The 25,725-nt window shown below is 70.0% G+C and carries 26 protein-coding genes and 1 tRNA gene; 10 read left to right on the plus strand and 17 right to left on the minus strand.

Annotated features, from left to right (window positions below):
- The first annotated feature begins 58 nt into the window (after window positions 1-58).
- Window positions 59-2,356, plus strand: coding sequence for a ComEC/Rec2 family competence protein (locus EV668_RS06595; RefSeq protein WP_245512892.1), 2,298 nt, complete (start codon window positions 59-61; stop codon window positions 2,354-2,356).
- 228 nt (window positions 2,357-2,584) lie between these two features.
- Here the strand turns inward: EV668_RS06595 and lexA are convergent, their stop codons facing one another.
- On the minus strand, window positions 2,585-3,277 hold the full coding sequence (lexA, locus tag EV668_RS06600) for a transcriptional repressor LexA (RefSeq protein ID WP_133769002.1): 693 nt from the start codon (window positions 3,275-3,277) through the stop codon (window positions 2,585-2,587).
- A gap of 282 nt (window positions 3,278-3,559) precedes the next feature.
- Here lexA and argC point away from each other — a divergent pair, with 282 nt between their 5' ends.
- Both argC and EV668_RS06610 read left to right on the plus strand, forming a co-directional pair.
- Window positions 3,560-4,528, plus strand: a complete 969-nt coding sequence (gene argC, locus EV668_RS06605; protein WP_133769003.1) for an N-acetyl-gamma-glutamyl-phosphate reductase — start codon at window positions 3,560-3,562, stop codon at window positions 4,526-4,528.
- 13 nt (window positions 4,529-4,541) lie between these two features.
- Window positions 4,542-5,792 carry an MFS transporter gene (locus tag EV668_RS06610; protein ID WP_133769004.1) on the plus strand — a complete coding sequence of 417 codons (1,251 nt, stop codon included), beginning with the start codon at window positions 4,542-4,544 and terminating at the stop codon, window positions 5,790-5,792.
- On the opposite strand, the gene EV668_RS06615 is transcribed toward EV668_RS06610, so the two are convergent.
- The 10 genes from EV668_RS06615 to EV668_RS06660 all read right to left on the minus strand — a co-directional run bounded on the left by EV668_RS06615 (window position 5,707) and on the right by EV668_RS06660 (window position 14,017).
- A complete protein-coding gene (locus EV668_RS06615) occupies window positions 5,707-6,168 on the minus strand; it encodes a hypothetical protein (protein WP_208111482.1) in 462 nt (153 codons plus the stop codon). The genes EV668_RS06610 and EV668_RS06615 overlap by 86 nt on opposite strands.
- Entirely contained in the window at window positions 6,165-6,377 is a 213-nt protein-coding gene (gene ccoS / locus EV668_RS06620) for a cbb3-type cytochrome oxidase assembly protein CcoS (protein WP_133769005.1), read from the minus strand. The genes EV668_RS06615 and ccoS overlap by 4 nt, the downstream gene beginning before the upstream one ends.
- Window positions 6,377-8,644, minus strand: coding sequence for a heavy metal translocating P-type ATPase (locus EV668_RS06625; protein ID WP_133769006.1), 2,268 nt, complete (start codon window positions 8,642-8,644; stop codon window positions 6,377-6,379). The genes ccoS and EV668_RS06625 overlap by 1 nt, the downstream gene beginning before the upstream one ends.
- Before the next feature lie 9 nt (window positions 8,645-8,653).
- Window positions 8,654-9,439: a DUF2189 domain-containing protein gene (locus EV668_RS06630; protein WP_133769007.1), complete on the minus strand. Its 786-nt coding sequence runs from the start codon at window positions 9,437-9,439 to the stop codon at window positions 8,654-8,656.
- Window positions 9,440-9,463: 24 nt separating this feature from the next.
- Window positions 9,464-9,685: a hypothetical protein gene (locus EV668_RS06635; RefSeq protein WP_133769008.1), complete on the minus strand. Its 222-nt coding sequence runs from the start codon at window positions 9,683-9,685 to the stop codon at window positions 9,464-9,466.
- Complete coding sequence (gene ccoP, locus EV668_RS06640) at window positions 9,682-10,560, minus strand: cytochrome-c oxidase, cbb3-type subunit III (protein ID WP_133769009.1); 879 nt, start codon at window positions 10,558-10,560, stop codon at window positions 9,682-9,684. Before ccoP ends, EV668_RS06635 begins: the two co-directional genes overlap by 4 nt.
- Window positions 10,551-10,721: a cbb3-type cytochrome oxidase subunit 3 gene (locus tag EV668_RS06645; RefSeq protein ID WP_133769010.1), complete on the minus strand. Its 171-nt coding sequence runs from the start codon at window positions 10,719-10,721 to the stop codon at window positions 10,551-10,553. The genes ccoP and EV668_RS06645 overlap by 10 nt, the downstream gene beginning before the upstream one ends.
- A gap of 5 nt (window positions 10,722-10,726) precedes the next feature.
- On the minus strand, window positions 10,727-11,458 hold the full coding sequence (gene ccoO / locus EV668_RS06650) for a cytochrome-c oxidase, cbb3-type subunit II (RefSeq protein WP_133769011.1): 732 nt from the start codon (window positions 11,456-11,458) through the stop codon (window positions 10,727-10,729).
- 5 nt (window positions 11,459-11,463) lie between these two features.
- A complete protein-coding gene (ccoN, locus tag EV668_RS06655; protein ID WP_208111483.1) occupies window positions 11,464-13,116 on the minus strand; it encodes a cytochrome-c oxidase, cbb3-type subunit I in 1,653 nt (550 codons plus the stop codon).
- 172 nt (window positions 13,117-13,288) lie between these two features.
- Entirely contained in the window at window positions 13,289-14,017 is a 729-nt protein-coding gene (locus EV668_RS06660; protein ID WP_133769012.1) for a Crp/Fnr family transcriptional regulator, read from the minus strand.
- Window positions 14,018-14,121: 104 nt separating this feature from the next.
- Here EV668_RS06660 and EV668_RS06665 point away from each other — a divergent pair, with 104 nt between their 5' ends.
- Window positions 14,122-15,300: an NnrS family protein gene (locus tag EV668_RS06665; RefSeq protein ID WP_133769013.1), complete on the plus strand. Its 1,179-nt coding sequence runs from the start codon at window positions 14,122-14,124 to the stop codon at window positions 15,298-15,300.
- A gap of 92 nt (window positions 15,301-15,392) precedes the next feature.
- Window positions 15,393-16,148, plus strand: coding sequence for a Crp/Fnr family transcriptional regulator (locus tag EV668_RS06670; protein ID WP_245512893.1), 756 nt, complete (start codon window positions 15,393-15,395; stop codon window positions 16,146-16,148).
- Here EV668_RS06670 and EV668_RS06675 read toward each other — a convergent pair.
- Window positions 16,081-16,839, minus strand: coding sequence for a Crp/Fnr family transcriptional regulator (locus EV668_RS06675; RefSeq protein WP_133769014.1), 759 nt, complete (start codon window positions 16,837-16,839; stop codon window positions 16,081-16,083). The genes EV668_RS06670 and EV668_RS06675 overlap by 68 nt on opposite strands.
- A gap of 292 nt (window positions 16,840-17,131) precedes the next feature.
- Here EV668_RS06675 and EV668_RS06680 point away from each other — a divergent pair, with 292 nt between their 5' ends.
- Entirely contained in the window at window positions 17,132-17,650 is a 519-nt protein-coding gene (locus EV668_RS06680) for a cysteine dioxygenase family protein (protein WP_133769015.1), read from the plus strand.
- 54 nt (window positions 17,651-17,704) lie between these two features.
- On the opposite strand, the gene EV668_RS06685 is transcribed toward EV668_RS06680, so the two are convergent.
- A complete protein-coding gene (locus tag EV668_RS06685) occupies window positions 17,705-18,169 on the minus strand; it encodes an Lrp/AsnC family transcriptional regulator (RefSeq protein ID WP_245512894.1) in 465 nt (154 codons plus the stop codon).
- Between the two features lie 206 nt (window positions 18,170-18,375).
- Here EV668_RS06685 and EV668_RS06690 point away from each other — a divergent pair, with 206 nt between their 5' ends.
- The 4 genes from EV668_RS06690 (at window position 18,376) to EV668_RS06705 (ending at window position 21,144) form a co-directional block, all read left to right on the plus strand.
- Window positions 18,376-19,143 (plus strand): SDR family NAD(P)-dependent oxidoreductase, encoded by a 768-nt coding sequence (locus tag EV668_RS06690; protein WP_133769017.1) that lies wholly within the window; start codon window positions 18,376-18,378, stop codon window positions 19,141-19,143.
- Between the two features lie 47 nt (window positions 19,144-19,190).
- Window positions 19,191-19,991: an enoyl-CoA hydratase/isomerase family protein gene (locus tag EV668_RS06695; RefSeq protein WP_133769018.1), complete on the plus strand. Its 801-nt coding sequence runs from the start codon at window positions 19,191-19,193 to the stop codon at window positions 19,989-19,991.
- 182 nt (window positions 19,992-20,173) lie between these two features.
- The gene (locus EV668_RS06700; protein WP_133769019.1) at window positions 20,174-21,037 is read left to right on the plus strand and encodes a glycosyltransferase family 2 protein; all 864 of its coding nucleotides are present in this window, start codon (window positions 20,174-20,176) and stop codon (window positions 21,035-21,037) included.
- 14 nt (window positions 21,038-21,051) lie between these two features.
- Window positions 21,052-21,144 (plus strand) — tRNA-Ser (locus EV668_RS06705).
- 48 nt (window positions 21,145-21,192) lie between these two features.
- Here EV668_RS06705 and EV668_RS06710 read toward each other — a convergent pair.
- From EV668_RS06710 to EV668_RS06725, 4 genes are read right to left on the minus strand one after another with little or no spacing between them, the layout of a single operon-like run.
- On the minus strand, window positions 21,193-21,807 hold the full coding sequence (locus EV668_RS06710; RefSeq protein ID WP_245512895.1) for a TetR/AcrR family transcriptional regulator: 615 nt from the start codon (window positions 21,805-21,807) through the stop codon (window positions 21,193-21,195).
- 47 nt (window positions 21,808-21,854) lie between these two features.
- The gene (locus EV668_RS06715) at window positions 21,855-23,675 is read right to left on the minus strand and encodes an AMP-dependent synthetase/ligase (RefSeq protein ID WP_245512896.1); all 1,821 of its coding nucleotides are present in this window, start codon (window positions 23,673-23,675) and stop codon (window positions 21,855-21,857) included.
- Complete coding sequence (locus EV668_RS06720; protein ID WP_133769021.1) at window positions 23,672-24,481, minus strand: ABC transporter ATP-binding protein; 810 nt, start codon at window positions 24,479-24,481, stop codon at window positions 23,672-23,674. Before EV668_RS06720 ends, EV668_RS06715 begins: the two co-directional genes overlap by 4 nt.
- A gap of 30 nt (window positions 24,482-24,511) precedes the next feature.
- Window positions 24,512-25,696: an ABC transporter substrate-binding protein gene (locus EV668_RS06725; RefSeq protein ID WP_133769022.1), complete on the minus strand. Its 1,185-nt coding sequence runs from the start codon at window positions 25,694-25,696 to the stop codon at window positions 24,512-24,514.
- Between the last annotated feature and the right edge of the window lie 29 nt (window positions 25,697-25,725).

The following is a 25,725-nucleotide window of genomic DNA, read 5'->3' on the forward strand; positions in this document are numbered from 1 at the left end:
TCGCGGATCCCGCTCCCCTCGCCGCGCGAAAATGATCTAGCATGCACCCGGATGCGGCATGGAGCCCGACGGCTCGATGCCGCAGGCGGCTGGTCCAGAGGGCAGCGGCGCGCCCCGCCGGGCGCGGATGGCCGCGCGCGCCCTCGGCGCATCCGGCTTTGCCGGAAGCGGGGTCGGGGCGTTCGATCTCGGACGCCTCCGCAGCGAGGTCGGGGACGGGCTGCGGCTCTGCCTTCGCCGCGAGATCGAGGAGCGGCGGCTCTTCCCCTGGCTCGCGGTCGCCTTCGGGGGCGGCATCCTCCTCGCCTTCGCCGCCGAAGGGCCGCCGTCGCCCTGGCCGGCGCTGGTCCTCGGCATCGTCTCCGGCGGCGCGGCCTTCGCGGCGCGGGCGCGGTTCGGCCTCTCCATCGCGCTGCTCGGCGCGGCGGCCCTGCTCCTCGGCTTTGCCGCGGCTCTGCTGCGGATCGAGGCCCTGCGTGCCCCTGTCCTCGACCGCACGCTCGTCGCGAAGGTCGTGGGCTTCGTCGAATCGATCGACCAGCGGGCCTCGGGCGGTGGCCGGGTGGTGCTGCGGGTCGTCTCGATCGGCACGCTCAAGGAGGGCGAGCGCCCGGAGCGGGTGCGCCTCGTCGTGAGATCGCTCGCCGGGCTCGCGCCCGGGCAGCGGGTCGAAGGCACGGCGCGGCTCCTGCCGCCGCCCGAAGCCGCCCGGCCCGGCGGCTACGACTTCGCCCGCGACGCCTATTTCCGCGGCATCGGCGCGGTCGGCTCGGCCTCGGGCGCCCTGAAGCCCGTCGCGGGGGAGGGGGCCGACTCCTCCCTCCGCTTCGCCGCCGCGATCGACGGCGCCCGGAACGCGCTGACGGAGCGGATCGCGGGGGCGATCGGCGGACAGGCGGGAGCCGTCGCCGCGGCGCTCGTCACCGGCAAGCGCGGCCTCATCGAGGAGGCGACCAACGACGTGTTGCGGGCGGCCGGCATCTACCATGTCGTGTCGATCTCGGGCCTGCACATGGTGCTCGCCGCCGGGGTCTTCTTCTGGCTGACGCGGGCGCTCCTCGCCCTCTCGCCCGCGCTCGCCCTCGGCTGGCCCATCAAGAAGATCGCCGCGCTCGTCGGGATGGCGGGGGCGAGCGCCTATTGCATCTTCTCGGGCGCGGAGGTCGCGACCGAGCGCTCGCTCGTGATGATCCTCGTCATGCAGGGCGCGATCCTGTTCGACCGGCCGGCCCTCTCGCTGCGCAACCTCGCGCTCTCGGCCCTCGTCGTCCTCGCGCGCGAGCCGGAGGCGCTGCTCGGCCCTTCCTTCCAGATGTCGTACGGCGCCGTCGCGGGGCTGATCGCGCTCGCGGAAGCCCTGCGGCGCTGGCGGCGGCCGGCCGAGCCGGGCGATCCGCTCCGGCGGGTGGGGCTATGGCTCGGCGCGCTCGTCCTCGGCACGATCGGCACGACCCTCGTCGCCACCATCGCGACCGCGCCCTTCGGGACCTTCCATTTCCACGCCCTCCAGCCCTATGCGCTGATCGGGAACGCGGCGACGCTGCCCCTCGTCTCCTTCGCCGTCATGCCGGCGGCGGTGCTCGGCACCCTGATGCTGCCCTTCGGGCTCGACCGCTGGGTCTGGATCGTCATGGGCTGGGCGGTCGAGGGCGTGCTGCAGCTCTCGGCCTGGGTCGCGTCCTTCCCGAGCTCGACCGTGCTCGCCCCGGCCTTCGGCACGGGTGCGCTCCTGCTGCTGGCGCTCGCCCTCCTTCTCGCGACGCTCCCCGTCTCGCGCCTGCGCCTCCTCGCGCTCGTGCCGCTTCTCGCCGGGCTGCTGCTGGCGGCGCGCGCCGAGCGGCCGGACGTCATCGCGGCGCGGGACGGATCGGGCGCCGCGATCCGAGGGGCCGACGGACGGCTCGTCCTCGTCGGATCGGTCGCCGCCTTCACGGCGACGCAATGGCTTCGGGCCGACGGCGATGCCCGCGATCCGAAGGACCCGACGCTGCGCCGGGGCGTCTCCTGCGACCGGATCGGCTGCACGGCCCGGCTTCCCGACGGGCGCGCGGTCTCGCACCTGACCGACCGACGCGGCTTCGCCGAGGATTGCCGGCGCGCGGCGGTGGTCGTCTCGCGCCTCCCGGCTCCGCCCGGTTGCGCGGCCGCCGTGATCCTCGACCGCGACCGCCTCGCAGCCCAGGGCGCGACGAGCCTGCGGACGGGACCCGGCGGCGGCTTCGTCATGGAGACGGCGCGACGCCCCGGCGAGACGCGTCCCTGGCTGCCGAGGCGTCCGGCCCCCTCCCGGACGGCCCCGAGCGTTCCATCGGAAGCCGCGCCGTCATCCGCCACGGAGGACGACGCGGAGCCCTGAGCCACGGCGTCCGGCGACCATTCCACACCTCACCTCATGCCGAGGTGCGAGCGGAGGTCGCCCTCGAAGCACGGCCGACGGTGGTGCGTCCGTCGAAGCTCGGCACCCCAAGTCGGCTGTGCCGGCTTCGGCATCCTTCGGAGCGCATCTCGGGACCGTCCGCGATGCGGGCCGAGCGCCTCAGGATGAGGAGCGAGGGAGTATCCGGCCCCCTCTCATGACGGCCCCTCAGTAGCGCCGCACGAGGCTCACGAGCTTGCCCTGGATGCGCACGCGGTCGGGTCCGAGCACGCGCGTCTCGTAGGCCGGGTTGGCGGGTTCGAGGGCGATCGAGGAGCCGCGCCGGCGCAGGCGCTTCAGCGTCGCCTCCTCGTCGTCGATCAGCGCGACGACGATGTCGCCCGTGTTGGCGACGTCCTGCTTCTTGATGACGACCGTGTCGCCGTCGAGGATGCCGGCCTCGATCATCGAATCGCCCTTCACCTCGAGCGCGTAATGCTCGCCGCCCGACATCAGGAAGTCGGGCGAGAGGGTGATCGCGTGCGAGGGGTGCTGGATGGCCGAGATGGGCGTGCCGGCGGCGATGCGTCCCATGACCGGGATGGAGACGGGGCGAGGCCCCTCGGCGACCGCGGCCGGCGCGGGGGCGCGGGCCTTGCCGAAATTCCCCTCGACGACGTTCGGCGGCAGGCGCGGACGGGCGATCCCCTCGGGCAGCCGGATCACTTCGAGCGCCCGGGCCCGGTTCGGCAGGCGGCGGATGAAGCCGCGCTCCTCCAGGGCCGTGATGAGCCGGTGGATGCCCGATTTCGACTTGAGCTCCAGCGCCTCCTTCATCTCGTCGAAGGACGGGGGTACGCCGCTGTCACGCACCCGCTCGTGGATGAAACGCAGGAGTTCGTTCTGTTTGCGGGTCAGCATGGTCGCCTCCGGACCCGAGTACCTGCCACGGCCGACTCGGAATGTCGAAACAAAGCAGGAACATAGTAACCGTTCCGCTAATGTTCCGCAAGGCGCCCGATGGGTGGGACGCATTGACAGCAATGGGCGCGGACGACATATCCCGCCCATGATGACGCGACGACCGATCCGACGTTCCACGCCCTAGCGTGCTTTGTCGCGGGCCTGCGAGGTCCTGTCGTCGGAGCCGCGCCGCCGCGCGGCTTTTTCGTATCCAGCATTCTCCGAACCGGGTGACGATCCATGAGCAGCACGCTCGCAGAGGTTCCCAGCAAGGCCGAGACCAAGGCGCGGGTCGCCCGCGTCTTCATCGACGGCGAGGCCGGCACGACCGGCCTCGGCATCCGCGAACGGCTCGCCGGGCGCGCCGACCTCGAGATTCGCAGCATCGATCCGGCGAAGCGCAAGGATCCGGCCGCGCGCAAGGCCATGATGGAGGAGGTCGATCTCGTCATCCTCTGCCTGCCGGACGAGGCCGCGAAGGAGACCGTCGCGCTCGCGGACGAACTCGGCGCCTCGGCCCCCCGTCTCCTCGACGCCTCGACCGCGCATCGCGTCGCGGAAGGCTGGGCGTACGGCTTCGCCGAACTCGCGCCCGGCCAGCGCGAGGCGATCGCCGCGGCGAAGCGCGTCGCCAATCCCGGCTGCTACCCCACCGGCGGCATCGCCCTCATCCGGCCGCTCGTCGACGCCGGGCTGGTCCCCGCCGATCATCCGATCTCGGTCAACGCCGTCTCGGGCTATAGCGGCGGCGGGAAGGGCATGATCGAGCTCTTCGAAGGCGGTAAGGGCAATTCGTTCGAACTTTACGGTCTCGGCTTCGAGCACAAGCACCTGCCGGAGCTGCAGGCCTATGCACGGCTGACCCGGCGGCCGATCTTCATCCCCTCGGTCGGGAATTTCCGGCAGGGGATGCTGGTCTCGGTGCCGCTGCATCTCGCGACGCTGCCGGGGCGGCCGTCGCCGTCCGATCTCGAGGCCGCGCTCAAGGCGCATTATGCGGCCGACGGCCAGGTCACGGTGGTCGCGGCATCGCCCGGCGACCGGCTCGAGCCGGAGGCCCTGAACGAGACGGACCTGATGGAGCTGCGCGTCTACGGACGCGGCGACCAGGCCCTCCTCGTCGCCCGGCTCGACAATCTGGGCAAGGGCGCCTCGGGCGCGGCGGTGCAGAACGCCGAGATCATGCTGGGGCTCGACCCGCGGGGCTGAGCGGGCTCCTCCGGTGAGCGCCGTCTTCCGGTCGCTCGCGGGGTTCAACTACCGCGTCTGGGCGGCGGGGGCGCTGGTCTCGAACATCGGGACCTGGATGCAGAGGACGGGCCAGGACTGGATCGTCCTCGCCGAACTGACCGACCGGAACGCGACGGCGGTCGGAATCGTGATGGGGCTGCAGTTCGGGCCGCAGATCCTTCTGCTGCCCGTGACCGGCTGGGCCGCCGACCGCTTCGACCGCCGGCGGCTGCTCTTCGCGACGCAGGCGGCGATGGGGCTGCTGGCGCTGGGTCTCGGCGCCCTCGTCGTGACGGGCCTCGTCGCGCTCTGGCACGTGTTCGTCTTCGCCTTCCTGCTCGGGTGCGTGTCCGCCTTCGATGCGCCGGCGCGCCAGACCTTCGTGTCCGACCTCGTCGACGAGGCGCATCTGTCGAACGCGGTCGCCCTGAATTCGGCCTCCTTCAACCTCGGACGGACGATCGGCCCGGCGATCGCGGGCTTCGTCATCGCGGCCGCCGGCAGCGGCTGGGTCTTCCTCGCCAATGCACTCTCCTTCGTCCCCGTGCTCGTCGCGCTCGGGCTGCTGCGCCGCGTCGGCGCCGGGGCGAGGGTGCGGCCGATCCTGACGGCGGGTTCGCTGACCGACGGCCTCCGCTACGTCTCGGGCCGTCCAGACCTGCGGGCGATCCTTCTGATGCTCTTCTTCATCGGCATGCTGGGGCTGAACTTTCCGATCTTCATCTCGTCGATGTCGGTTCAGGTCTTTCAGGTCGGCTCGGCCGAATTCGGCCTCCTGACCTCGTGCATGGCCGTCGGCTCCGTGGCGGGCGCGCTTCTGGCCGCGCGCCGGGAGCGGCCGGGCATCCTCACGCTGACCGGGGCCGCGGCCTTGTTCGGGCTCGGCCTCGCCGTCGCCGCGGCGATGCCGAACTACGCCCTGTTCGGCCTCGTGCTCGTCCTCGTCGGGATCGCCACCCAGAGCTTCACGACCGGCGCCAACAGCCTCGTCCAGCTGTCGAGCGAGCCTGCGATGCGGGGGCGGGTGATGGCCATTCACATGGCGCTTCTCATGGGCACGACGCCGGTCGGCGGCCCGCTCATCGGCTGGGTCGCGGACACGTTCGGGCCGCGCTGGGCGATCGCGGTCGGGGCGGCCGCCGGCCTCGCGGCGGCTGTTATCGGCCTGCGCTATCTCGTCCGGGACGAGGGGCTGCGATCTGCCATGCTGCGATCGCGCCCGTGGCGAGGACGACGACCTTGAGCAGTTCGATCGCGATATAGACCATGTGCAGGTGAGACGGGGGAGGGACCTGTCCCGCCTGGTAGATCGAGACCCGCCGATCGAGATCCGGGATCAGCGCGAAGACCTGGATCGCGACCAGCACCGCCATGGCGAGAGCGGTCGCGGCGGCCATCCGACGGATGTCGGTCGCGAGGGCGGACGCCGCGAGCAGGGCGACGACGACCCACTCGACCTTCGCGAAGGTCGCGAAGGTGTGTCGGCCGACATCGAGCGCGACGGGCAGCGAGAGGCTGGGCGCGAGGAACTTCGCGGGCGTCGCCAGGAACGACACGCCGAGCACCATCCCCGCCCAGAGGAGGCAGACGGCCGCGAAGAGGAAGCGCGATGCCGTCACGGCTTCGGCCCTCGGCTGGGCGCTGGGGAAGGCGAGGGCGAGGGCGAGGGCGCGGAGGAGGGACTGTCGCGGTCGTCCTCGAACAGGATGCGCTCGGCGGCCCCGTCGAGATCGTCGTATTGGCCGCTCCTGAGCGACCACATGAAGGCGAGGAGGCCCGCCAGCCCGAGGGCGAGGGCGATGGGCACCAGGAACAGGAAATCGTCCATCACGCGACCTGCGACGACAGGGTGGGAGCCGGCGCGGCCGGTTCCCGCCGGACGGGCATGGTCCGGCCGGACAGGCGCAGGGCATTCGCGACGACGATGATCGAGGACAGCGACATGGCGATCGCCGCGACGAGAGGCGTGACGTAGCCGAGCACCGCGATCGGCACGGCGATCGCGTTGTAGCCGATCGCGATGAAGAGGTTCTCGCGCACCAGCGTCCGGGCCTCCCGCGCCACCGACAGGGCCTGGGGCACGGCGAGCAGGCTCTCGCGCAGGAAGACGAGGTCGGCGGCGTTGCGGCCGATATCGGCCGCGTTGGCCGGCGCCATCGAGGCATGCGCGGCGGCGAGGGCGGGGGCGTCGTTGAGCCCGTCGCCGACCATGAGGACGCGCCGGCCCTCGCGCGCCCGCTCGGCGATATGGGCGACCTTGCCGCTCGGCACCATGCGCGCCCGCCAGGGAAGTCCGAGGGCCTGCGCGACCTGCCGCACGGGGGGCTCGGCGTCACCGGACAGGATTTCGGCCGAGAGCCCGTTCGCGGTCATCGCAGACACCGCCGCGCGCGCATCCTCGCGGAGGCGATCCTCGAACCGGAACGTGGCGACGAGCCGGCCGTCCCGGGCGAGGACGACGCCGTCCGAGCCGCGGCCCGGCGCGTCTTCCGCCAAGGCCCAGTCGGCCCGTCCGAGACGCCAGAGCGCGCCGTCGAGCCGGGCCTCGAGGCCGGAGCCCGGATGGTCGCTGACATCGCCCGGCGCCACGGGCGGCACCGGACCGAGGCGCGCGCGTGCGGCCTCCGAGACCGCCTGCGAATAGGGATGGCGGGAATGGGCGGCGATGGCGGCCGCGATGCCGAGTGCGGCCTCGTCCACCGCCTCGCCCGCGACCAGTCTCGGCTCGCCGCGCGTCAGCGTCCCCGTCTTGTCGAGCACCACCGCGTCGATCTCGGCGAGCCGTTCCAGCGCGCCGCCGTCCTTGACCATGATTCCGGCCTCGAACAGCCGCCGGGCGGCGACGACCTGGACCATCGGCACCGCGAGGCCGAGGGCGCAGGGGCAGGTGATGATGAGCACCGCGATCGCGATGGTGATCGCGCGGTGCCAGTCGCCGGTCGCGAGGACCCAGCCGAGGCAGGTCAGCGCCGCCGCGAGATGGACGACCGGCGCATAGAGCCGCGATACCCGCTCGGCGATGCGCTGGTAATGCGACCGGCCGGCTTCGGCGGCCTCCATCAGGCGCAGCATCTCGGCGAGGAAGGAATCGCCCGCGCTCGCCTCGGCCCGCACCACCAGCGGCCCCGTCAGGTTCAGCGTCCCCGCTTCGAGCCGCGTCCCCGGGACGACGTCGCGCGGAGCGCTCTCGCCGGACACGAGCGAGGCGTCGAGATCCGAACGTCCGTCGAGCACCAGCGAATCGACCGGCACGCGCTCGCCCGCCGCGAGGAGGATCGTCATGCCGGGCTCGAGCTCCGGCAGCGGCCGGTAGCTCCGCGAGCCGTCGGCCTCCAGAACCAGTGCGCCCCGCGATGCGAGGCCGCGAAGGCCCTTGACCGCGACACGGGCACGCTCCCGCATCACGTGGTCGAGCGTGCGGCCGATCAGCAGGAAGAAGAGGAGGGAGACCGAGGCGTCGAAATAGGCATGCGGGCCGCCATGCGCCGTCTCGTAGACGCTCATGCCGAAGGCGAGGAGAACGCCGATCGAGATCGGCACGTCCATGTTGGTGCGGCCATGCCGCAGCGCGCTCCAGGCCGAGCGGAAGAAGACCTGGCCGGCATAGGCGAGGGCGGGGAGCGCGATCAGGCCCGACAGCCAGTGGAACAGGTCCCGCGTCTCGGGCTCGGCGCCGGACCAGATCGAGACCGAGAAGATCATGATGTTGCTGGCGGCGAAGCCCGAGACGGCGAGCGCCCGGATCAGCTGGCCGAGGGTCCGGTCCTTCGGCTCGTCGGTGCCGTCGTCGAGATGGGCCGCGTAGCCGTCGGCGGCGAGGGTCTCGATCAGGGGAGGGGGCGCCTCACCGCGCCAGCGCACGGAGACGCGCCGCGTCGAGAGGTTGACGCGGGCATGCTCGACCCCCGGCAGCGCCCCGAGGACGCGCTCGATCCGCTGGATGCAGGCGCCGCAATGGATCGAGGGAACGGAGAGGTCGCTCTGCCGCAGATCCGGGCCGATCTCCCGGCTCGCGAGCAGCAATTCCTCGCGCGGCCGCGAAGCGAGGTCGGAGCCTTGCGCCGCGATGGCGAGCGAGGCGGCGCAGCAGGTCACGGCCGGCCCTCAGTCCCGCATCGCACGATAGGCGTGCCAGGTGCCGTGGCCGAGGACCGGGAAGACGATGATCAGTCCGAGGAGGCTGGTCGCGAGGCCGACGAGGAAGAGGCCGACGACGATCGCGCCCCAGGTCAGCATCACGGGCAGGTTGTGCCAGACCAGCGCCGTGCTGCGGCCCATCGCGGTGAGCGCGTCGATCCGCTGGTCGAGCATCATCGGGACCGAGAAGGCGCTGATGGCGAGGGCGAAGGCGGCGAAGAGGCCGCCGATCGCCGTGCCGACGATCAGCATCGCCCAGCCGGTCCCGGTCGTGAACAGCATCGCGGCGACGTGTTCGAGGCCCGGGAAGGGGCGCAGGCCGAAGAACAGGGCGTAGATGATGACGGCCGTGCGCATCCACAGCAGCATCAGCATGCAGAGCAGGACGCCCATGAACAGCAACTGGCCGCTCGAGGCCGCCTTCACGAACAGCATGTCCCTCAGCGAGAAAGGCATGCCGAGCTCGATCCGCCGGCTCTTCTCGTAGAGTCCGACGGCGAGGATCGGCCCGACCACCATGAAGCCCGCGAAGGCCGGGAACAGGATGTAGTCCCAGCCGAAGCGGAACAGGCCGATCACGGTCGCGACCGAGATCAGGAAGACGGAGGCGCCATAGACGAGGCTCGTCGAGGGGCGGACCAGAAGGTCGCGCCAGCCGGCGGCCAGCCATTCCGTCGCGGCGGAGGGCGTGAGGTCGCGCTTCCAGCGCGACTTCGGCGCGAGGGGAGGAGCAACTGCGGGGAGCGTCGTCATCGTCGGTTTCGTCCCGTCAAACCGTCAGCCGGATGCGCAGGCGGATCGTGCCGCGGCGAAGCCGGATGGCGAACCCCCGGCCTGGCCGGGCTTCATATGGGCCACGCAATCGGGCTGCGAGCTGAAAGCCACGTAGACGAGATGCGCGTTGGCTGCGCCGAACAGCGCGAGGCCGGCTCCGACCAGGAGCCAGACCGTCAGGCGGCGGCGCGAACGCCGCGGCGCGTGCTCGGCGGGCTCGGTCACGGGCTCTTCCTCAGGTCCATGAGGTAGAGCGTCAGGATCTTGCGGTCGACCGGGCTGAGCCGATCCTCCCACGACGGCATGTGGCCCTGGCGACCGTTCCAGATCGTGGTCAGGATCGACTGCGCGTCTCCGCCATAGATCCAGTGCCGGTCGGTGAGGTCGGGCGCGCCGAGATCGGCCTTCCCCTTGCCGTCCTCGCCGTGACAGGACACGCATTGCGCGGCGAAGGTGGCCTTGCCGGCGGCGAGCTGCTCGGGCGTCGCCTTCCGCACCGGGGGCTGGCCCGAGAGGGTCAGCACGTAATCCAGCACGTTGTCGACGTCCGCCCGCTGAAGGATGCCGTCGCGGCCGAAGGCCAGCATCTGCCCGACCCGCGTCTTCGGATGCGTGGCGTTAATGCCGACCCGGATGGTTTCGGCGATGCTGTCCGCATCCGAGCCCCAGAGCGGCGAGCCCGAGACGAGGCTGGGATAGCCGTGGCCGCCCTTCGCGTCCGTGCCGTGGCAGACGGCGCAGTTATCGGTGAAGAGCGTGCGCCCGGTCTGCCGCACGGAGCGCATCAGAGCCGGATCGGCCGCGACGTCCTGATAGCTGCCGGTCTCGATGCGCTTCGTCCAGACGGCGCGCTCGGCCGCGGCGTCCTCGACGGCGCGCGTGACCTCGCGCCGATCGTCGAGCCCGAGCAGCCCCTTCGTGAAGGTGACGCCGAGCGGGATGGCCGGCATCAGCACGATATAGGCGACGGTGAACACGACGGTCGCGATCAGGAAGACGTAGACCGCCTTCGGCACCGGCGTGTTCAGCTCCTTGATGCCGTTCCACTCGTGGCCGGTCGTCAGGTAGCCGGTATGGGAATCGCGTTCCTCTATCGCCACGGCTTGTCCTCCTCGCGGAGGATCGACCCCGCGGCCTGATCGAAAGACGACTTGTTCGACGGCCAGAACGCGTAGGCGACGACGGCGAGCGACAGGCCGATGAGGTAGAAGAGCCCGAAGGACTTCGAGAACCAGACGAGGGTTTGGTGATCGACTTCCATCGCGGTCACTTCTCCGCCGAGGCGACGGGCTTGGTGGCCGCGTCGGTGAGCCTGCCGAGGATCTGGAGATAGGCGACCAGCGCGTCCATCTCCGTCAGCCGGCCGGCATTGCCGTCGAAGGCGCGCACGTTCGTCGCCTCGCCGTACCGCTTGGTGACGCCCTCGGCCGCCGACGAGTCGGGGGCCGACTGGCCGTAGGCGTCGTTCGAGGCGTGCTCGATCATCTCGTCGGTATAGGGGACGCCGACCCGGCGCAGCGCCTTCAGGTGCAGCCCGAGATCCTCGCTCGCGAGCGAGGTCCTCGCCAGCCAGGGATAGCCCGGCATGATCGATTCCTTCACGACGTCGCGCGGATTGATGAGATGCGCGACGTGCCAGGCATCCGAATACTTGCCGCCGAGCCGGGCGATGTCCGGCCCCGTCCGCTTCGAGCCCCACAGCATCGGGTGATCGTACTTCGATTCCACCGCGAGCGAGTACGGGCCGTAGCGCTCGACCTCGTCGCGGAGCGTGCGGATCATCTGCGAATGGCAGGCGTAGCAGCCCTCGCGGATGTAGATGTTGCGGCCGGCGACCTCGAGCGGCGTGTAGACGCGCATGTTGGGTGCGTCCTCCACCGTCTGATGGATCGTGAACAGCGGCGCGATCTCGACGAGGCCGCCGATCGAGGAGACGCCGATGATGGCGAGCACGAGCCCGATCGCCTTGCGTTCGAGGCGATAATGAAGACCGAACATCGTCCTTACTCTCCGGGCTGGAGAACCGGCGCGCCCGCGGCGCCGGGTTCGGGCCTGTCGGCCTTGGCCGATTCACGCGGCGCCATGCGGATGGTCATCCAGATGTTGTAGCAACCGACCAGGGCGCCGAGCAGGAACAGCAGGCCGCCGATGGCGCGTGCGATGTAGTAGGGCCGCATCGCCACGAGGGATTCGATGAACGAATAGGCGAGCGTTCCGCTGTCGTTGTAGGTCCGCCACATCAGTCCTTGGATGATGCCGGAATTCCACATGGCGAAGACGTAGATCAGCGTTCCGGCCACGGCGAGCCAGAAGTGAACTTCGACGAGCTTGGCCGAATACATCCTGTCCTGTTTCCAGAGCCAGGGCACCGAGGCGTAGATCGCGCCGAAGGTGATCATCGCCACCCAGCCGAGGGCGCCGGCATGGACGTGGCCGACCGTCCAGTCAGTGTAGTGCGAGAGCGAGTTCACGGCGCGGATCGCCATGAAGGAGCCCTCGAAGGTCGAGAGGCCGTAGAACACCGCCGCGACGAACATGAAGCGCAGCGTCGCGTCGTCCCGCACCTTGTCCCAGGCGCCGTTGAGCGTCATCAGCGCGTTGCCGGCCGAGGCCCAGGAGGGCACCAGCAGCATCACCGAGAAGGTCATGCCGAGGGTCTGAACCCATTGCGGCAGGGCCGTGTAGTGCAGGTGGTGGGAGCCGGCCCACATGTAGAAGAAGGTGATGCCCCAGAAGCTGATGATCGACATCCGATAGGAGTAGATCGGCCGCCCCGCCCGCACGGGCAGGTAGTAGTAGAGCATCCCGAGGAAGCCGGCGGTGAGGAAGAAGGCGACGGCGTTGTGGCCGTACCACCATTGCGTCATCGCATCCTGCACGCCGGAGAAGGCGGAATAGGCCTTTTCGCTGCCGAAGGAGACCGGCACGGCGAGGTTGTTGACGATGTGCAGGACCGCCACGACCAGGATGAAGGCCATGTAGTACCAGTTGGCGACGTAGATATGCGGCTCTTTCCGCCGCGACAGCGTGCGCAGGTACAGCAGGAAATACACGACCCAGACGACGACGAGCCAGAGATCCGCGTACCATTCCGGTTCGGCATATTCCTTCGACTGGGTGACGCCCATCAGGTAGCCGGTCGCGGCGATGACGCAGAACAGGTTGTAGCCGAAGAGCACGAACCAGGGCGTGACCTGATCGGGCAGGCGGGCCCGGCAGGTCCGCTGCACGACGTAGAAGGAGGTGGCGATCAGCGCGTTGCCGCCGAAGCCGAAGATGACGCCGCTCGTATGAACCGGCCGCAGACGGCCGAAGCTCGCCCAGGCGGCGTCGAAGGTGAGATCCGGGAAGACGAGCAGCCAGGCGATCCAGTCGCCGACGAAGAGGCCGGCCACCGCCCACACCATGGAAATGATGATGCCGACCTTGGTCGGGTCGTCGTAATAGGCGTTCAGCCGATCCTCGGCGGGATCGGGAAGCTTCAGCGTCGCGGTCATGGCGAAGATGCCGACGACGGCGATCATGAGCACCAGGCCGCCATGGACGCCGAGCAGCGAGTTGCGCCCGCCGATCGTCATGACGAGACCGCCGACCGCCATCGCGATCAGGATGGCGAGCGCATTCTGTCGCTCGTTCTTCGTGAGTTGGCCGATCACGGCACCCGCCCCTTGCTTCGCTCCGGACCCGAGGCCGACGGTCCGCGACCGGCTTCATGTCCGCAGCCTTGCGACCCGCGACGACAATTGCCGCAGACTCAGCTGGGCCGGTTTTAGCGAAGCGGGTGGGGGCGTCTTTGCGCCAGCGCAATGGGCTCCGCCGGCCCTTGCCCTAGCGGCGCGCCGATTCCGGCCCGTCCGGCTGCGTGGTCTCGCCGGAGGCGAGCGCGGTGAGCCTCTCGGCATCCAGGATGTGGATCCTGCGCCGCCCGCCCCCGACGAGACCCCGTGCCTCCCAGGCGCTGAGGATGCGGCTCACGGTGTGCAACGTCGTCCCGGTCATCTCGGCGATGTCCTGGCGCGAGAGCGGCATGTCGATCTCCGTGCCCGAGGGGAGCGGACGTCCGGCCTGGCCGGCGAGGCGGAGAAGGGCATGGGCGATGCGGCGTTCGACGGATTGCGTCGACATCTCCACGACCTGCGCATGGGCGTCGCTCAGGCGATCCCCGACCGCGTGAAGCGCGGCCGTCGCGAAGGGCGGGCAGCGTTCGACGAGACGGTGCCAGGCCGAGGACGGCCAGACGAGAGCGTGGCTGTCGACGAGGGGCATGGCGGTCGCCGGGTAGACGGGCCGGCCCATCGCGACGGCGATGCCGAAGAGTTCGCCCGGCCCGACATGACGGACGATCACCTGCTCGCCCTCCGGCGTGAGCTTGATCGCTCGCAATCGGCCCTCGAGCAGAAGCCAGAACGACTCGGCCCTGTCTCCCTGCCGGAAGATCGGGTGCCGCTTGGGATAGGCCGTTTGGCGCGCCTCTGCGAGAATCGCCTCGATCTGTGCCGGCGAGGCTCCCGAGAACACGGGAAGCCCGGCAATCCGGGCCGCGTCGATATCCTTCATATCCGGATGGCCTCTCGTCGCCGCGGCATCATGCCGATCTCGACCGAGCCGCACTCCTTGATCAAGCGCAAAGATCGCGACGTCACCGGGCGCTAGCCCGAGCCATGGCACCGATTCCCAGGCTCCGGGACTATAGTGGCCCCGCCATCCTTTCCTACGGCTTCAGGCCGTTCTTCCTGATGGGCGCCCTCCAGGCCGCGCTGGCGATGGTGCTGTTGCTGCCGCTGTGGTTCGGCTGGATCGACGTCCCGACGGCCTTCGCCCCCCGAGACTGGCATGTGCATGAGCTGCTCTACGGGTACCTGCCGGCCGTCACCACGGGTTTCCTCCTCACCGCGATCCCCAACTGGACCGGCCGCATGCCGCTCCAGGGCAATCCCCTTCTCGGGCTGGTTCTCCTATGGGCGGCGGGTCGGCCGGCCGTGGCGTTCTCCGCCGTCATCGGCTGGCAGGCGGCCGCCGCGATCGATTGCGCGTTCCTGATCGGCGTCGTTCTCGTCGTCGCGCGGGAGGTCGTGACCGGGCGGAACTGGCGCAACCTGCCGGTCCTGCTGCTCGTCACCTGTTTCGCGCTCGGCAACGTCACCTTCCACATCGAAGCGGCGCGGCACGGAACGGCCGAGACCGGCATCCGGATCGGGCTCGCCGTCGCCATCCTTCTGGTGATGCTGATCGGCGGCCGCATCATTCCGAGCTTCACCCGAAACTGGCTGGCCCGGCGGGGCGAGGGGCGGCTGCCGGTGCCGTTCGGACGGTTCGATATCGTCTCGCTCGCGATCGGCCTCGCGGCTCTGGCGGCGTGGGCCGCGGCGCCGCAATCAGCCTGGACGGCCGCCTCGCTGATCCTCGCGGGTTGCATCCAGGCGGTCCGGCTCGCCCGTTGGGCCGGGGATCGGACCCTGTCCGACCGTCTCGTTCTGATCCTGCATCTCGGCTACGTGTTCGTGCCGATCGGCTTCGTGCTCCTCGGGGCGGGCATTTGGGGCCTCGTCCCGGAGACGGCCGGCATCCATGCCTGGACCGGCGGCGCCATCGGCGCCATGACGCTCGCCGTCATGACACGGGCGAGCCTCGGCCATACCGGGCGCGACCTCGTCGCGGACCGCGCGACGGAGGCCGTGTTCGGCCTGGTCCTCGTCGCCGCCGTCGCGCGGATCGGAGCGGCCCTCGTGCCGTCCGCCGCGTGGCTTTTGTGGATCGCGGGACTCGCCTGGGTGGCGGCGTTCGCGGGCTTCGCACTCGCTTACGGCCCGATCCTGTGCCGCCCGCGCCTGTCCCGCTGAGCGCGGGCCACCTGCAAACCGAAGGCCTCGTTTTCCCCGGCGAAGTTGATCCAGGTCAAAGTCCCGTCAGCCGCAACGGCTAGGATCGCGGGATGATGCCGCCTTCAGACGCGCTCCTCCTCGACGCTCCGCCGGATCTGCCGGCGGCTCTGCTCGCCCCGCAGGCGGGGTGCATGAACTGCGACTTGAGGCCGGTCAGCATCTGTGGCGCGCTGGTCGACGAGGAACTCGCCGAACTGGCCCAGCTGTCCGAGCGCCGGAGTTTCGCCGCGCGCGAGGTTCTGACGATCCAAGGAGACCGGTCCGACGTCGTGTTCAACGTCCTCGCCGGCACGATCCGCCTCTATTCGCTCCTGCCGGACGGCCGGCGGCAGATCGTCGGCTTCCTGCTGCCGGGCGATTTCCTCGGGCTGTCGATGGAGGAGCGCAGCCCGTTCTGCGCCGATGCGGTGGTCGATTCGCGCGCCTGCTGCTTCCGCCGCGCCGGTTTCCAGGAATTCCTGGACCGCAAGCCCCACCTCCTGCGCCGCCTGCACCGGGCTGCGGTGCAGGAAATGACGATGGCGCAGCATCACCTCGTCCTGCTCGGCAAGGCGCGGGCGGAGGTTCGGGTCCTGTCCTTTCTCCTGCACATGCGGCGGCGCTGGTCGGCCATCGGCGGCCGCAGTTCCGTGACGGTTCCCCTCCCGATGAGCCGGCAGGACATCGCCGATTACATCGGCCTCACGATCAGCACCGTCAGCCGCACCCTGACGGCTCTCGAGCGCGACCGGCGGATCCTCATCGTTCCGGATGGCGTTCGGCTGCTCGACCTGCCGGGGATCGAGGCAAGCGTCGCCGGCGGATGATCCCGCGCCGGCCCTCGGCCCTCTCCTCGAGACGTCTCTGGTCGCAGACGAGGATGCGCGGCCGGCGGTTGGCGATGAGGGCCTCCTCCTCCCAGTCCTTCAGGATGCGGCTCACGGTGAAATGCGTCGTGCCGGTGAGCTCGGCCAGGTCCTGACGCGACACGGGCGGAGTCTGGATGACGATCCCGTCCCGACATTGCACCGCGATCCGCAGGACGGCGCGCGCGAGCCGCTGCTCGACCGGCTCGGTGACGATTTCCTGAAGCTGCGCCAGCATGGCGTCGTTTCGGTCGCAGAGGAATTGCACGGCGCCGCGCAGGAGCGCCGGGTCCGCGCTCGCGACCGCCTCGAAATCGGCCCGCGACCAGCGCAGCACCCGCGTCTCGGTGACGGCCCAGGCCGTCGTCGCGTAAGGCGTCGCGCGCAGAGCCGACGGCCAGCCGACCGGATCGCCCGGACCAGCGAAGCCGAGCCCGATATGGGCGCCGCTGGCCGCCATATGCGCCAGCCTGAGACAGCCCTCCTGGACGAGGTGGAAATGCGTCGGCACGTCCCCCTGACTGGTCACGCGCGCGCCGGTCGAGATGACGTGGAACTCGGCCGTGTCCTCGAGCCGCTCGATGGATTGCGGGCGGAGAGCGCCGAAGACGACGCCGAGATCGGGAAGAGCGAATCCTGGCCCGCGTGACATGCGCTGTTTCCCGCGTTGATCCCCGGCGGCGTCAAAAGGGGAGGGTGCCTCCGCCGACTGCCCGAACCGTTCCTACGCGCGATGCGGCCGGTTGGATTTGCGTCAGCACAAAGGGCGCGAATCGTCCGGGGTACGCAAGGCGGACCGCAGCCCCGCGGCGGTGCGGGAAACGTGATTGCTCCGTCCGGGCCGAGCCGGAAATGAGGTTTCAAGGGCGGTCCTGGAACGCATCACAATTGAGACCTCATCCCACCGGAAGCGACGCATTCTTGTGTCGTCGGAAAGGTGGGACATGGATTTACGCGCGCTGCCTGAGCACGGAACTCTCCTCGCCGGTCTCGGTGCGGCCGCCGCCGCGCCGGTCGAGGTCTATCTCTCCACGGCCCGCCGCATGCTGGAGCGCATGGTGGCGCAGCCCGATTGGGTGTCCGGCCTCGCGCTCGAGCGGAAGCCGGGCGGCTATACGCGCAACTTCCTGTTCGGCGAGGGGGGGATCAGCGTCTGGGCCATGGTCTGGAGCCCCGGCGCGACGACATCCGTGCACGACCATCACTGCTCATGCTGTTTCGGCGTCGTCCGGGGCGCGGTGCGGGAGGTCTGGTTCCGGCCGATCAGCGACACCCACGCCGTCGCCACGGGGGAGGCCGATCGCGGGCCGGGCTACGTCGCCTGCATGCTGCCGAGCGGTCCCAACCTTCATCAGATGATCAATGCCGGGAGCGAGGAGGCCGTCTCGATCCACGTCTACGGCTACGACCATCACCTCCATGCGAGCTCGGTCGACCGGGAATACCAGATCGCCCGCCTGTAGCGGCCTGCCGCGCTCGCGCCGGGCCGGCCGCCGGGCCGACATGGAGCCGCCCGCTCACTCCATGTAGGTCGTCGGCATCGCGGTCGTGAATTTCATCTCCTCCATCGCGATGGAGGCCGAGATGTTCGAGAAGTCGAGCCGGGTGATCAGCCGCTGGTAGAAGCCGTCATAGGCCGCGACGTCCGGGACGACGACCTTGAGCAGGTAGTCGATGTCGCCCGTCAGGCGCCACGCCTCGACGACCTCCGGGAAGCCGTCGATCACGCGGCGGAACGCCTCCGACCATTCCGCCGCATGGCGCGGCGCCTTCACGGCGATGAAGACGGTGGTGGCGAGGTTGAGCTTGCGCCGGTCGACGACCGCGACGCGGCGCTTGATGACGCCTTTCTCCTCCAGCCGCTTGATCCGCCGCCAGCAGGGCCCGCTGCTGAGCCCGACCCGTTCCGCGACGGTCGCGATCGGGAGCGAGGAATCCTCCTGGAGGACGTCCAGGATCTTGCGGTCGATCGCATCGAACACGGCCGAGATATCTCCGTTCCCGCCACCACGGCGAAAGGGGCGATCGCGCAAGACGCCTTGCATGGCGCGCGCCCGCCCTACTCGCCTCGCCGGCGGCAACCCTCTATCAGCGATGCGACCGGAGCGTGCCACAGGTCGGCCTCGTCCGCGAGGCCGATCCTCGCGACGCGCGGGCGGCGGTGCGGACGACAAAAGGGCAGGGCGGGATGAGCGGAGGACGATTGGCGGGCAAGGCGGCGCTCGTCACCGGGGCAGGGCGCGGGATCGGGCGCGCCATCGCGCTCCGTCTCGCCGGGGACGGGGCACTCGTCTGCGTCCATTACGGGAGTTCGTCGGCCGCCGCCGAGGCGGTGGTCGCCGAGATCGCGGCGGCGGGCGGCGCGGCCTTCGCGGTGGGGGCGGATCTGCGCGACCCGCAGGCCATCCCGACGCTCGTCGAGGACGCCTGCGCCGGCGTCGCGGAGCGGACGGGGCAGGGCGGCCTCGACATCCTCGTCAACAATGCCGGGATCGGCACCCGCGCGCGCTTCGAGGACGTGACGCCGCAGATGCTGGACGATGTCGTCCAGATCAACCTGAAGGCCCCCTTCCTCCTGATCCAGGCGGCCGCGCCGCGGATCCGGGCGGGCGGGCGAATCGTCAATATCGGCTCGATGGCGAGCCTGTCGGCCTTCCCCGACCTCGTCGCCTATGCGCCGACCAAGGCCGGGCTCGACGCGCTGACCCGCGCGCTCGCGGTGCATCTCGGCCCGCGCGGGATCACGGTCAACGCGGTCCTTCCCGGCGCCACCGCGACGGAGATGAATCCGCTTGCGGAGGGTTCGGAGCGGGCGAAAGCGGTGGCCGCGACGACGGCCATCGGGCGCGTCGGCCAGCCCTCGGACATCGCCGACGTCGTCGCCTTCCTCGCCTCCGACGAGGCGCGCTGGGTGACGGGCGAGCTGATCCGGGCCACGGGCGGACAGAGGCTGTAGGGTCCCGCGATGAATGACGTCGTCCCGCTCTTCCGACGGAGGCTCCCGTGACGGCCACGGAGGAGACGGCCGGCCCGCCGATCCTGACTATCGACGGCACCGTTGCGACCCTGCGGCTCGCCCGGCCTCGCCACCTCAACCGGATCGAGCCGGAGGACCTCGTCAGTCTGCATGAGAGCCTCGACCGGCTCGAGGCGATGCGCTCCGTGCGCGTCCTCGTCCTGACCGGCACCGGGCGGGCCTTCAGCTCGGGCTATCATCTCGGCGATCTCGCGCGCCGGAGCGCGGCACCGGCCGCCGCGGAGCCGGAGGACGGCGGCGAGACCGCCTTCGAACGCCTCGCCAACCGGATCGAGGATTTCGCGCTTCCGACCATCTGCCGGCTGAACGGCGGCGTCTATGGCGGCTCGACCGATCTCGCGCTCGCCTGCGACTTCCGGATCGGGACGGAACTGACGAAGATGTTCATGCCGGCGGCGCGGCTCGGGCTCCACTATTATCGCGGCGGCATGGTGCGCTACGTGACGCGGCTCGGACCGGACGCGGCGAAGCGTCTGTTCCTGACGGCGGAGACCCTGGAGGCCGCCGAGATGCTGCGGATCGGCTACCTCACCGACCTCGTTCCCTCGGCCGAGCTCGATTCCCGCGTCGCCGACCTCGCCGGCCGGATCGCCGCCAACGCGCCCCGCGTCACCCAAGCGATGAAATGCACGATCAACGAGATCGCGCGCGGAGACCTCGATCGCGCGGAGGCGAACCGTCGGCACCACGACAGCCTTCGCGGCGCGGAGATCGCCGAGGGCATGCGAGCCTTTCGGGAGAAGCGGGCGCCCGTCTTCGAGGACTGACCGGCCGAGGAGCGTCATGCATCCCGGCCCGAAGCGCGCCGGCACGAGGAGCGGATGAAGCTCTTGCATTCGCCCCAGGAGCGAGGACGGCGAGGCCGAATCGCCCGCCCTCGGCACCCGTCATCCTGGGCATCGCGGCCCGATCGGTCTATGCGGGCGCGATTTCGCGGGATTCCGACCACGTGACCTATCGCTCGAACCGGGACGGGCCGGATGACACGTCCGCTGCGCGCCAGCCGCTCTCGGTCTTCTTCATCGCCCGCAACGAAGCCGACCGGATCGGCGCGGCCATCCGGGCCGCGCGCGACCTCACGGACGACCTGATCGTCGTCGATTCCGGCTCGACCGATGCGACGGTCGCGATCGCAGAGGGGCTCGGTGCGCGCGTCGTCCACCGGGATTGGGAGGGCTACGGGCCGCAGAAGCGCTTCGCCGAGGAACTCTGCCGGCACGACTGGATGCTCAATCTCGACGCCGACGAGATCGTCACGCCGGAATTGCGGGCCGAGATCCGCTCCCTCTTCGCTCGGGGCGAGCCCGAGGAGGACGGCTACCGGATCGGCATCGCCGAGGTCTTTCCCGGGGAGGAGAGGCCCCACCGATTCGCCTATACGCTCCACCCGGTGCGGCTCTACCGGCGCAGCCGTGGACGCTATTCGGCCTCGCCCGTCCATGACAGGGTGGACATGGCGGAGGGCGCGCGGATCGGCTCGCTCCGCGCGATCCTGCATCATTTCTCGGTGCGCTCCCTCGCCGACCAGCTCGCGAAACTCGACCGCTATTCCGACCAGCAGGCCGACGATCTCGCGGCGCGCGGAATCGTGATCCCTACCTGGCGCATCCTGTTCGAATTCCAGGCATCGTTCTGGAAGGCCTACATCATCCGGCGGCATTTCCTGCGCGGCACCTACGGCTTCCTGACGGCCGCGAACTACGCGATCGCCCGGCACATGCGCGTTGCCAAGCACTACGAGCGCAGCCGCGGCCTCACGCGCGGGCCCTTGTCCGACGCGACCTCTGTTGACCCGCCGCAGGCGAAGCCCTAATCCACCGCACCTGAGGTGACGTGGCCGAGAGGCTGAAGGCGGCGGTTTGCTAAACCGTTATACGGTCAAAAGCCGTATCGAGGGTTCGAATCCCTCCGTCACCGCCAGCGATCCGGCACTCTGCCCGGTCGTGGCGCGCGGTTTCGGCCGATGGCTCAGCCTCGGATCCCATCCACGATGAACGACACCGTCTCGCGGGCGATCTGGTCCGGCGAGAGCGGGCCGTCGGGGTCGTACCAGCGCGCGATCCAGCTCAGGGCGCCGGCCGCGGCGAAGGCGAGCATGCGCGGATCGCAGGGGCGGATGGAGCCGTCCGCGATGCCGGTCTCGACGAGGGAGCGGAAGCGCCGGTCGATGCGGCTCTTCAGCGTGCGCAGCTCCTTGCGAGCGGCCGGAGGAAGCGGATCCTCGCCGACCAGGATCAGGCAGCGGCCGAAATCCTCCGTGACGATGTGAGCGTATTCCGTCCAGAGGACCGTCAGCCGGTCGAGCCCGGTCGCGACGCCTCCTTCCGCCGCCACCGCGGCGGAGGCGGCATCGAGGCGCTCCAGGCCGAGCCTGACGCATTCGCACAGGATGTCGTCCTTGCTGCGGACGTAATGGTAGATCGTGGGCTTCGAGACCTTCAGCCGATCCGCGACGTCGTCGAGCGAGGTGCCGTGGAAGCCCTGCTCGCTGAAGGCGCGGGCCGCCGCGCGCAGGACCGCCTCGCGCTTCAGCGCCCGTTCGGCCTTGCGCTGCTGCGGCGTCTTCCAAAGCGACGCCGACATCAGCGCTCGCTCCCGCAGGCAAAGGACTTGCCCATCTCGACTGTTCCTCAGGCCGGCTCCGGAACGCGCTCCGGCCGATAGAGCGCCTCGATCTCGGCGGCGTATTTGCTGGCGATGTTCGCGCGGCGGACCTTCATGGTCGCCGTCACCTCGTCGTCGTCATGGTCGAGCTCCTTGGTGAGGAGGTGGAAGCGCTTCAGCTGCGCGACGGGCGCGAGAAGCGCGTTCGCCGCGCCGATCTCGGCCTCGATCAGCTCGCGGATGCGCGGATGCTCCGCGAGGCTCCGGAAATGCGTGAAGGGGATGCGGTTCTCCTCCGCCCATTTCCCCACGGTCTCCGCGTCGATCTGGACGAGGGCCGACGGGTAGCGGCGGCCATCGGCCACGACGATGCATTCCTTGATGAAGGCGCTGCCCTTGACCGTATTCTCGATCTCGGACGGCGAGAGGTTCTTGCCGCCGGCCGTGATCATGATGTCCTTCAGCCGGTCCACGATCCTGACCTGCCCGCCCTCGAGCACCGCGACGTCCCCCGTATGCAGCCAGCCGTCGCGCAGCACGGCCCCGCTCGCCTCCGGGTGTCGGAAATAGCCCTCGAAGACCATCTCGCCGCGCACGAGGAGTTCCCCGTCCGGGCCGAGCTTCGCGGTCGCGCCCGCCACCGCCTCGCCGACGGCGCCGGGCCGCATCGTGTCCCGGCGCTGGCCGGTGGCCATCCCGGAGGTCTCGGTGAGCCCGTAGACCTCGACGAGCGGCACGCCGATCGTGCGGAAGAAGGCGACGATCCGGGGCGGGATCGGGGCCGCGCCCGTGAGCGCCACCTGCGCCTTGCGCAGCCCGACGAAGTTCTGCAGGGCGCGGAAGACGGTGAGGTAGTAGAAGCCGAAGAGCGCGCGCTCGCGCAGGCTGCGCTCGTGCGGCGGCTTGCAGGCGAAGGGCGCGCAGGCCGCGAGCCCCGCCTCGAACAGGCGCCGGCGCCAGCCGCCCGCCTCCATCATCTTGATGTGGATCGCGGCGTGCAGCTTCTCCCAGATGCGGGGCACGCCGAGGAACAGACTCGGCGCGACCTCGCGCAGGTCCTCCTGAACGGTGCGGACGGATTCGCCGAAGGAGACGCAGGATCCGGCATAGATCGGCGCCATCGTGGTCAGCATCTGCTCCGCGACGTGGCAGAGCGGCAGATACGAGAGGTTGGTGGTCTGCGCCCCGACGCCGAGCCGCTCGATCACGCCGGCGGCCTGCGCCCGCATGTTGCGGAAGCTGAGCATGGCGCCCTTCGGCTTGCCGGTCGATCCGGAGGTGTAGACGATCAGCGCGAGATCCGAGAGCGTCTGCGCGGCGAGCCGCGTCTCGATCGCGTCGGGAGCCGCGGCGTCCCTCTCGGCGCCGAGCGAGAGCAGCTCGGCGAAGGAGACGATCAGCGGGCTCTCGTAATGCCGCAGGCCCTTCGGATCGACCACGACGATCCGTTTGAGGCGCGGCAGTTCGCCGAGCCGCTCGAGCACCTTGTCGGTCTGCTCCTGGTCCTCGCAGACGACGATCTCGGCCTCGGAATGGCCGAGGACATAGGCCACCTCGTTGGCGGGGCTCGTCGGGTAGACGCCGATGGCGACGCCGCCGACCATCCCGGCCCCGAGCTGCGCCACGACCCATTCCACCCGGTTCTCGGACAGGATGCCGACGTGGCCGCGCTCCGACAGGCCGAGCGCGAGGAGGCCGAGGCCGAAATGCCGGGCCCGGCGATCGTACTCCGCCCAGGTCACGGGCTGCCAGATGCCGAAATCCTTCTGCAGCAGCGCGAGCCGAGAGGGCATCGTCTGCGCGTTCCGCCGCAGCATCTGCGGCAGCGTCAGCTCGGGGAGCGTCACGAGAGCCACCGCTTGCGGCGCTTGTAGTGCTTGACGTCGCGATAGGAGCGCTCGCCGCCCGCGCCGCCGAGGCCGAGATAGAATTCGCGCACGTCCTGATCGCGCATCAGCCGCTCGACCGGCCCGTCGATCACGACCTTACCGGTCTCGAGGATGTAGCCGTAATGCGCGACCGCGAAGGCGACGGCCGCGTTCTGCTCGACGAGAAGCATCGAGACCTTCTGCTCGGCATTGATGCGCGCGATGATGGCGAAGATCTCCTCCACCAGCATGGGCGCGAGGCCGAGAGAGGGCTCGTCGAGCAGCATCAGCGAGGGACGGGCGACGAGAGCCCGCCCGATGGCGAGCATCTGCTGCTCGCCGCCGGAGAGATAGCCCGCGAGCCCTCGCCGCCGCTCGCGCAGTCGCGGAAAGTACTCGTAGACCATGTCGAAATCGGCGGCCGCGCCCGCCCGTCCGGCCAGCGCGAAGGTCGCCGCCGTGAGGTTCTCCTCGACGGTCAGGTCCTCGAAGATGCGCCGCCCCTCCATGACGTGGAAGAGGCCCCGCCGGACGAGGCCGTGCGGCGGGTCGGCCGCGACGTCCCGGCCCTCGAACCGGATCGAGCCGGCCGTGACGGCGCCGTCCTCGAGCGCGAGCAGGTTCGAGACGGCCTTGAGCAGCGTCGACTTGCCCGCTCCGTTCGAGCCGAGCAGGGCCACGATCTGGCCCTGCGGCACCTGGAGCGACAGGCCGCGCAGGACCTGGACGGTCCTGTTATAGACGACCTCGACATTGTTCACGTCGAGCAAAGCGGCTGCGGCCATCGCCCCGGATCCCCTGTGCGGACCGGCCGCCTAGAGCTTGATCCAGTCCGAAGCCGGCTGCATCTGCTTCGCCTTGGCATCGAAGCGATAGATGCGGCCGACCGGGACGGAGTTGCCGGGGATCGAGATCGGCACGCCGAAGAGGCCGCCCGTGTCGAAATCCTTGATGCTGTTCAGCCCGGCCTTGAGGTTCGGCCCGGTGAGGTCCTTGCCGGCATCGAGCGTCCGCTTGGCCGCTTCGGTCAGCAGCATGGCGGTGACGAAGCCCTGCAGGTAGCCCGTCGACTGGTAGTCCGGCCGCATCTGCCTGATCCGGTCCAGCATCGGGGCGGAGCCGTCGCGGTCGTAGTAGTAGCGGTAGGGCATGACGCCCATGAAGCCCTCCGCGGCGTCGCCCATGCGCTGGACGGTCGAGTTGTCCATGGTCCAGAAGGTGCCCATGAAGGCCGAGCGCATGCCCATCTGCTTGGCCTGCGTGATGAATTCGGGGATCGGCGCCAGCACGTAGCCGTGGAAGATCGTGAAGTCGGGATTGGCCCGGCGCAGCTTCAGCACCTCGGTCGAGACGTCGACGCTGCCCGGCGGCGTGACGATCTTCTCGACGACGGCGAGCTTCAGCTCCTTGGCCAGCGCCTCGCCCAGCACGATCGGATCGCGGCCGAACTCGGTGTCCGAATAGACGAAGGCGACGCGCGCGCCCGGCTTCTCCTTGGCGATGTAGCGCAGGAGGATGCCGAACATCTCCGTGTAGTCCGGCCCCGCCATGAACTGGAGCGGGTATTTCTTGGGATCGTTCAGCTCGGTCGCGAAGGATGCGCCGGCCATGATCATGGTGCCGCGCCGGTCGAGCTCGGAATTGATGGTCTTCGCGAAGCCGGTCGAGTCGCCGTAATAGAGCGACACCTTCTCCTGGCTGTTGATCTTGTTGAAGGCGGCGACCGAGGCGTCGACCTTGTAGGCGGTGTCCTCGGCCACGTACTTGACCGGCCGGCCCTTGATGCCGCCGCCGTCGTTCAGGATCTTGAGATAATCCTGGATGCCGGCATGGATGCCGATCCCCGCGAAGGCGAAGACGCCCGTGAGGGGGATCGAGCCGCCGAGCACGATCGGCGCGCCGGCCTGGGCGGACGCTCGTCCGAACCCGAAGGCCATGGCGCCCGCTGCGGCGGCGGTTCCGGCGATGATCCGCCGGCGGTTCGGTTCAAAGGCCGTCATGTCTCGTCCTCCCTTGGTTGCCGCCCTCT

Origin of the sequence: Enterovirga rhinocerotis, assembly GCF_004363955.1 — a bacterium.
GTDB lineage: Bacteria > Pseudomonadota > Alphaproteobacteria > Rhizobiales > Beijerinckiaceae > Enterovirga > Enterovirga rhinocerotis.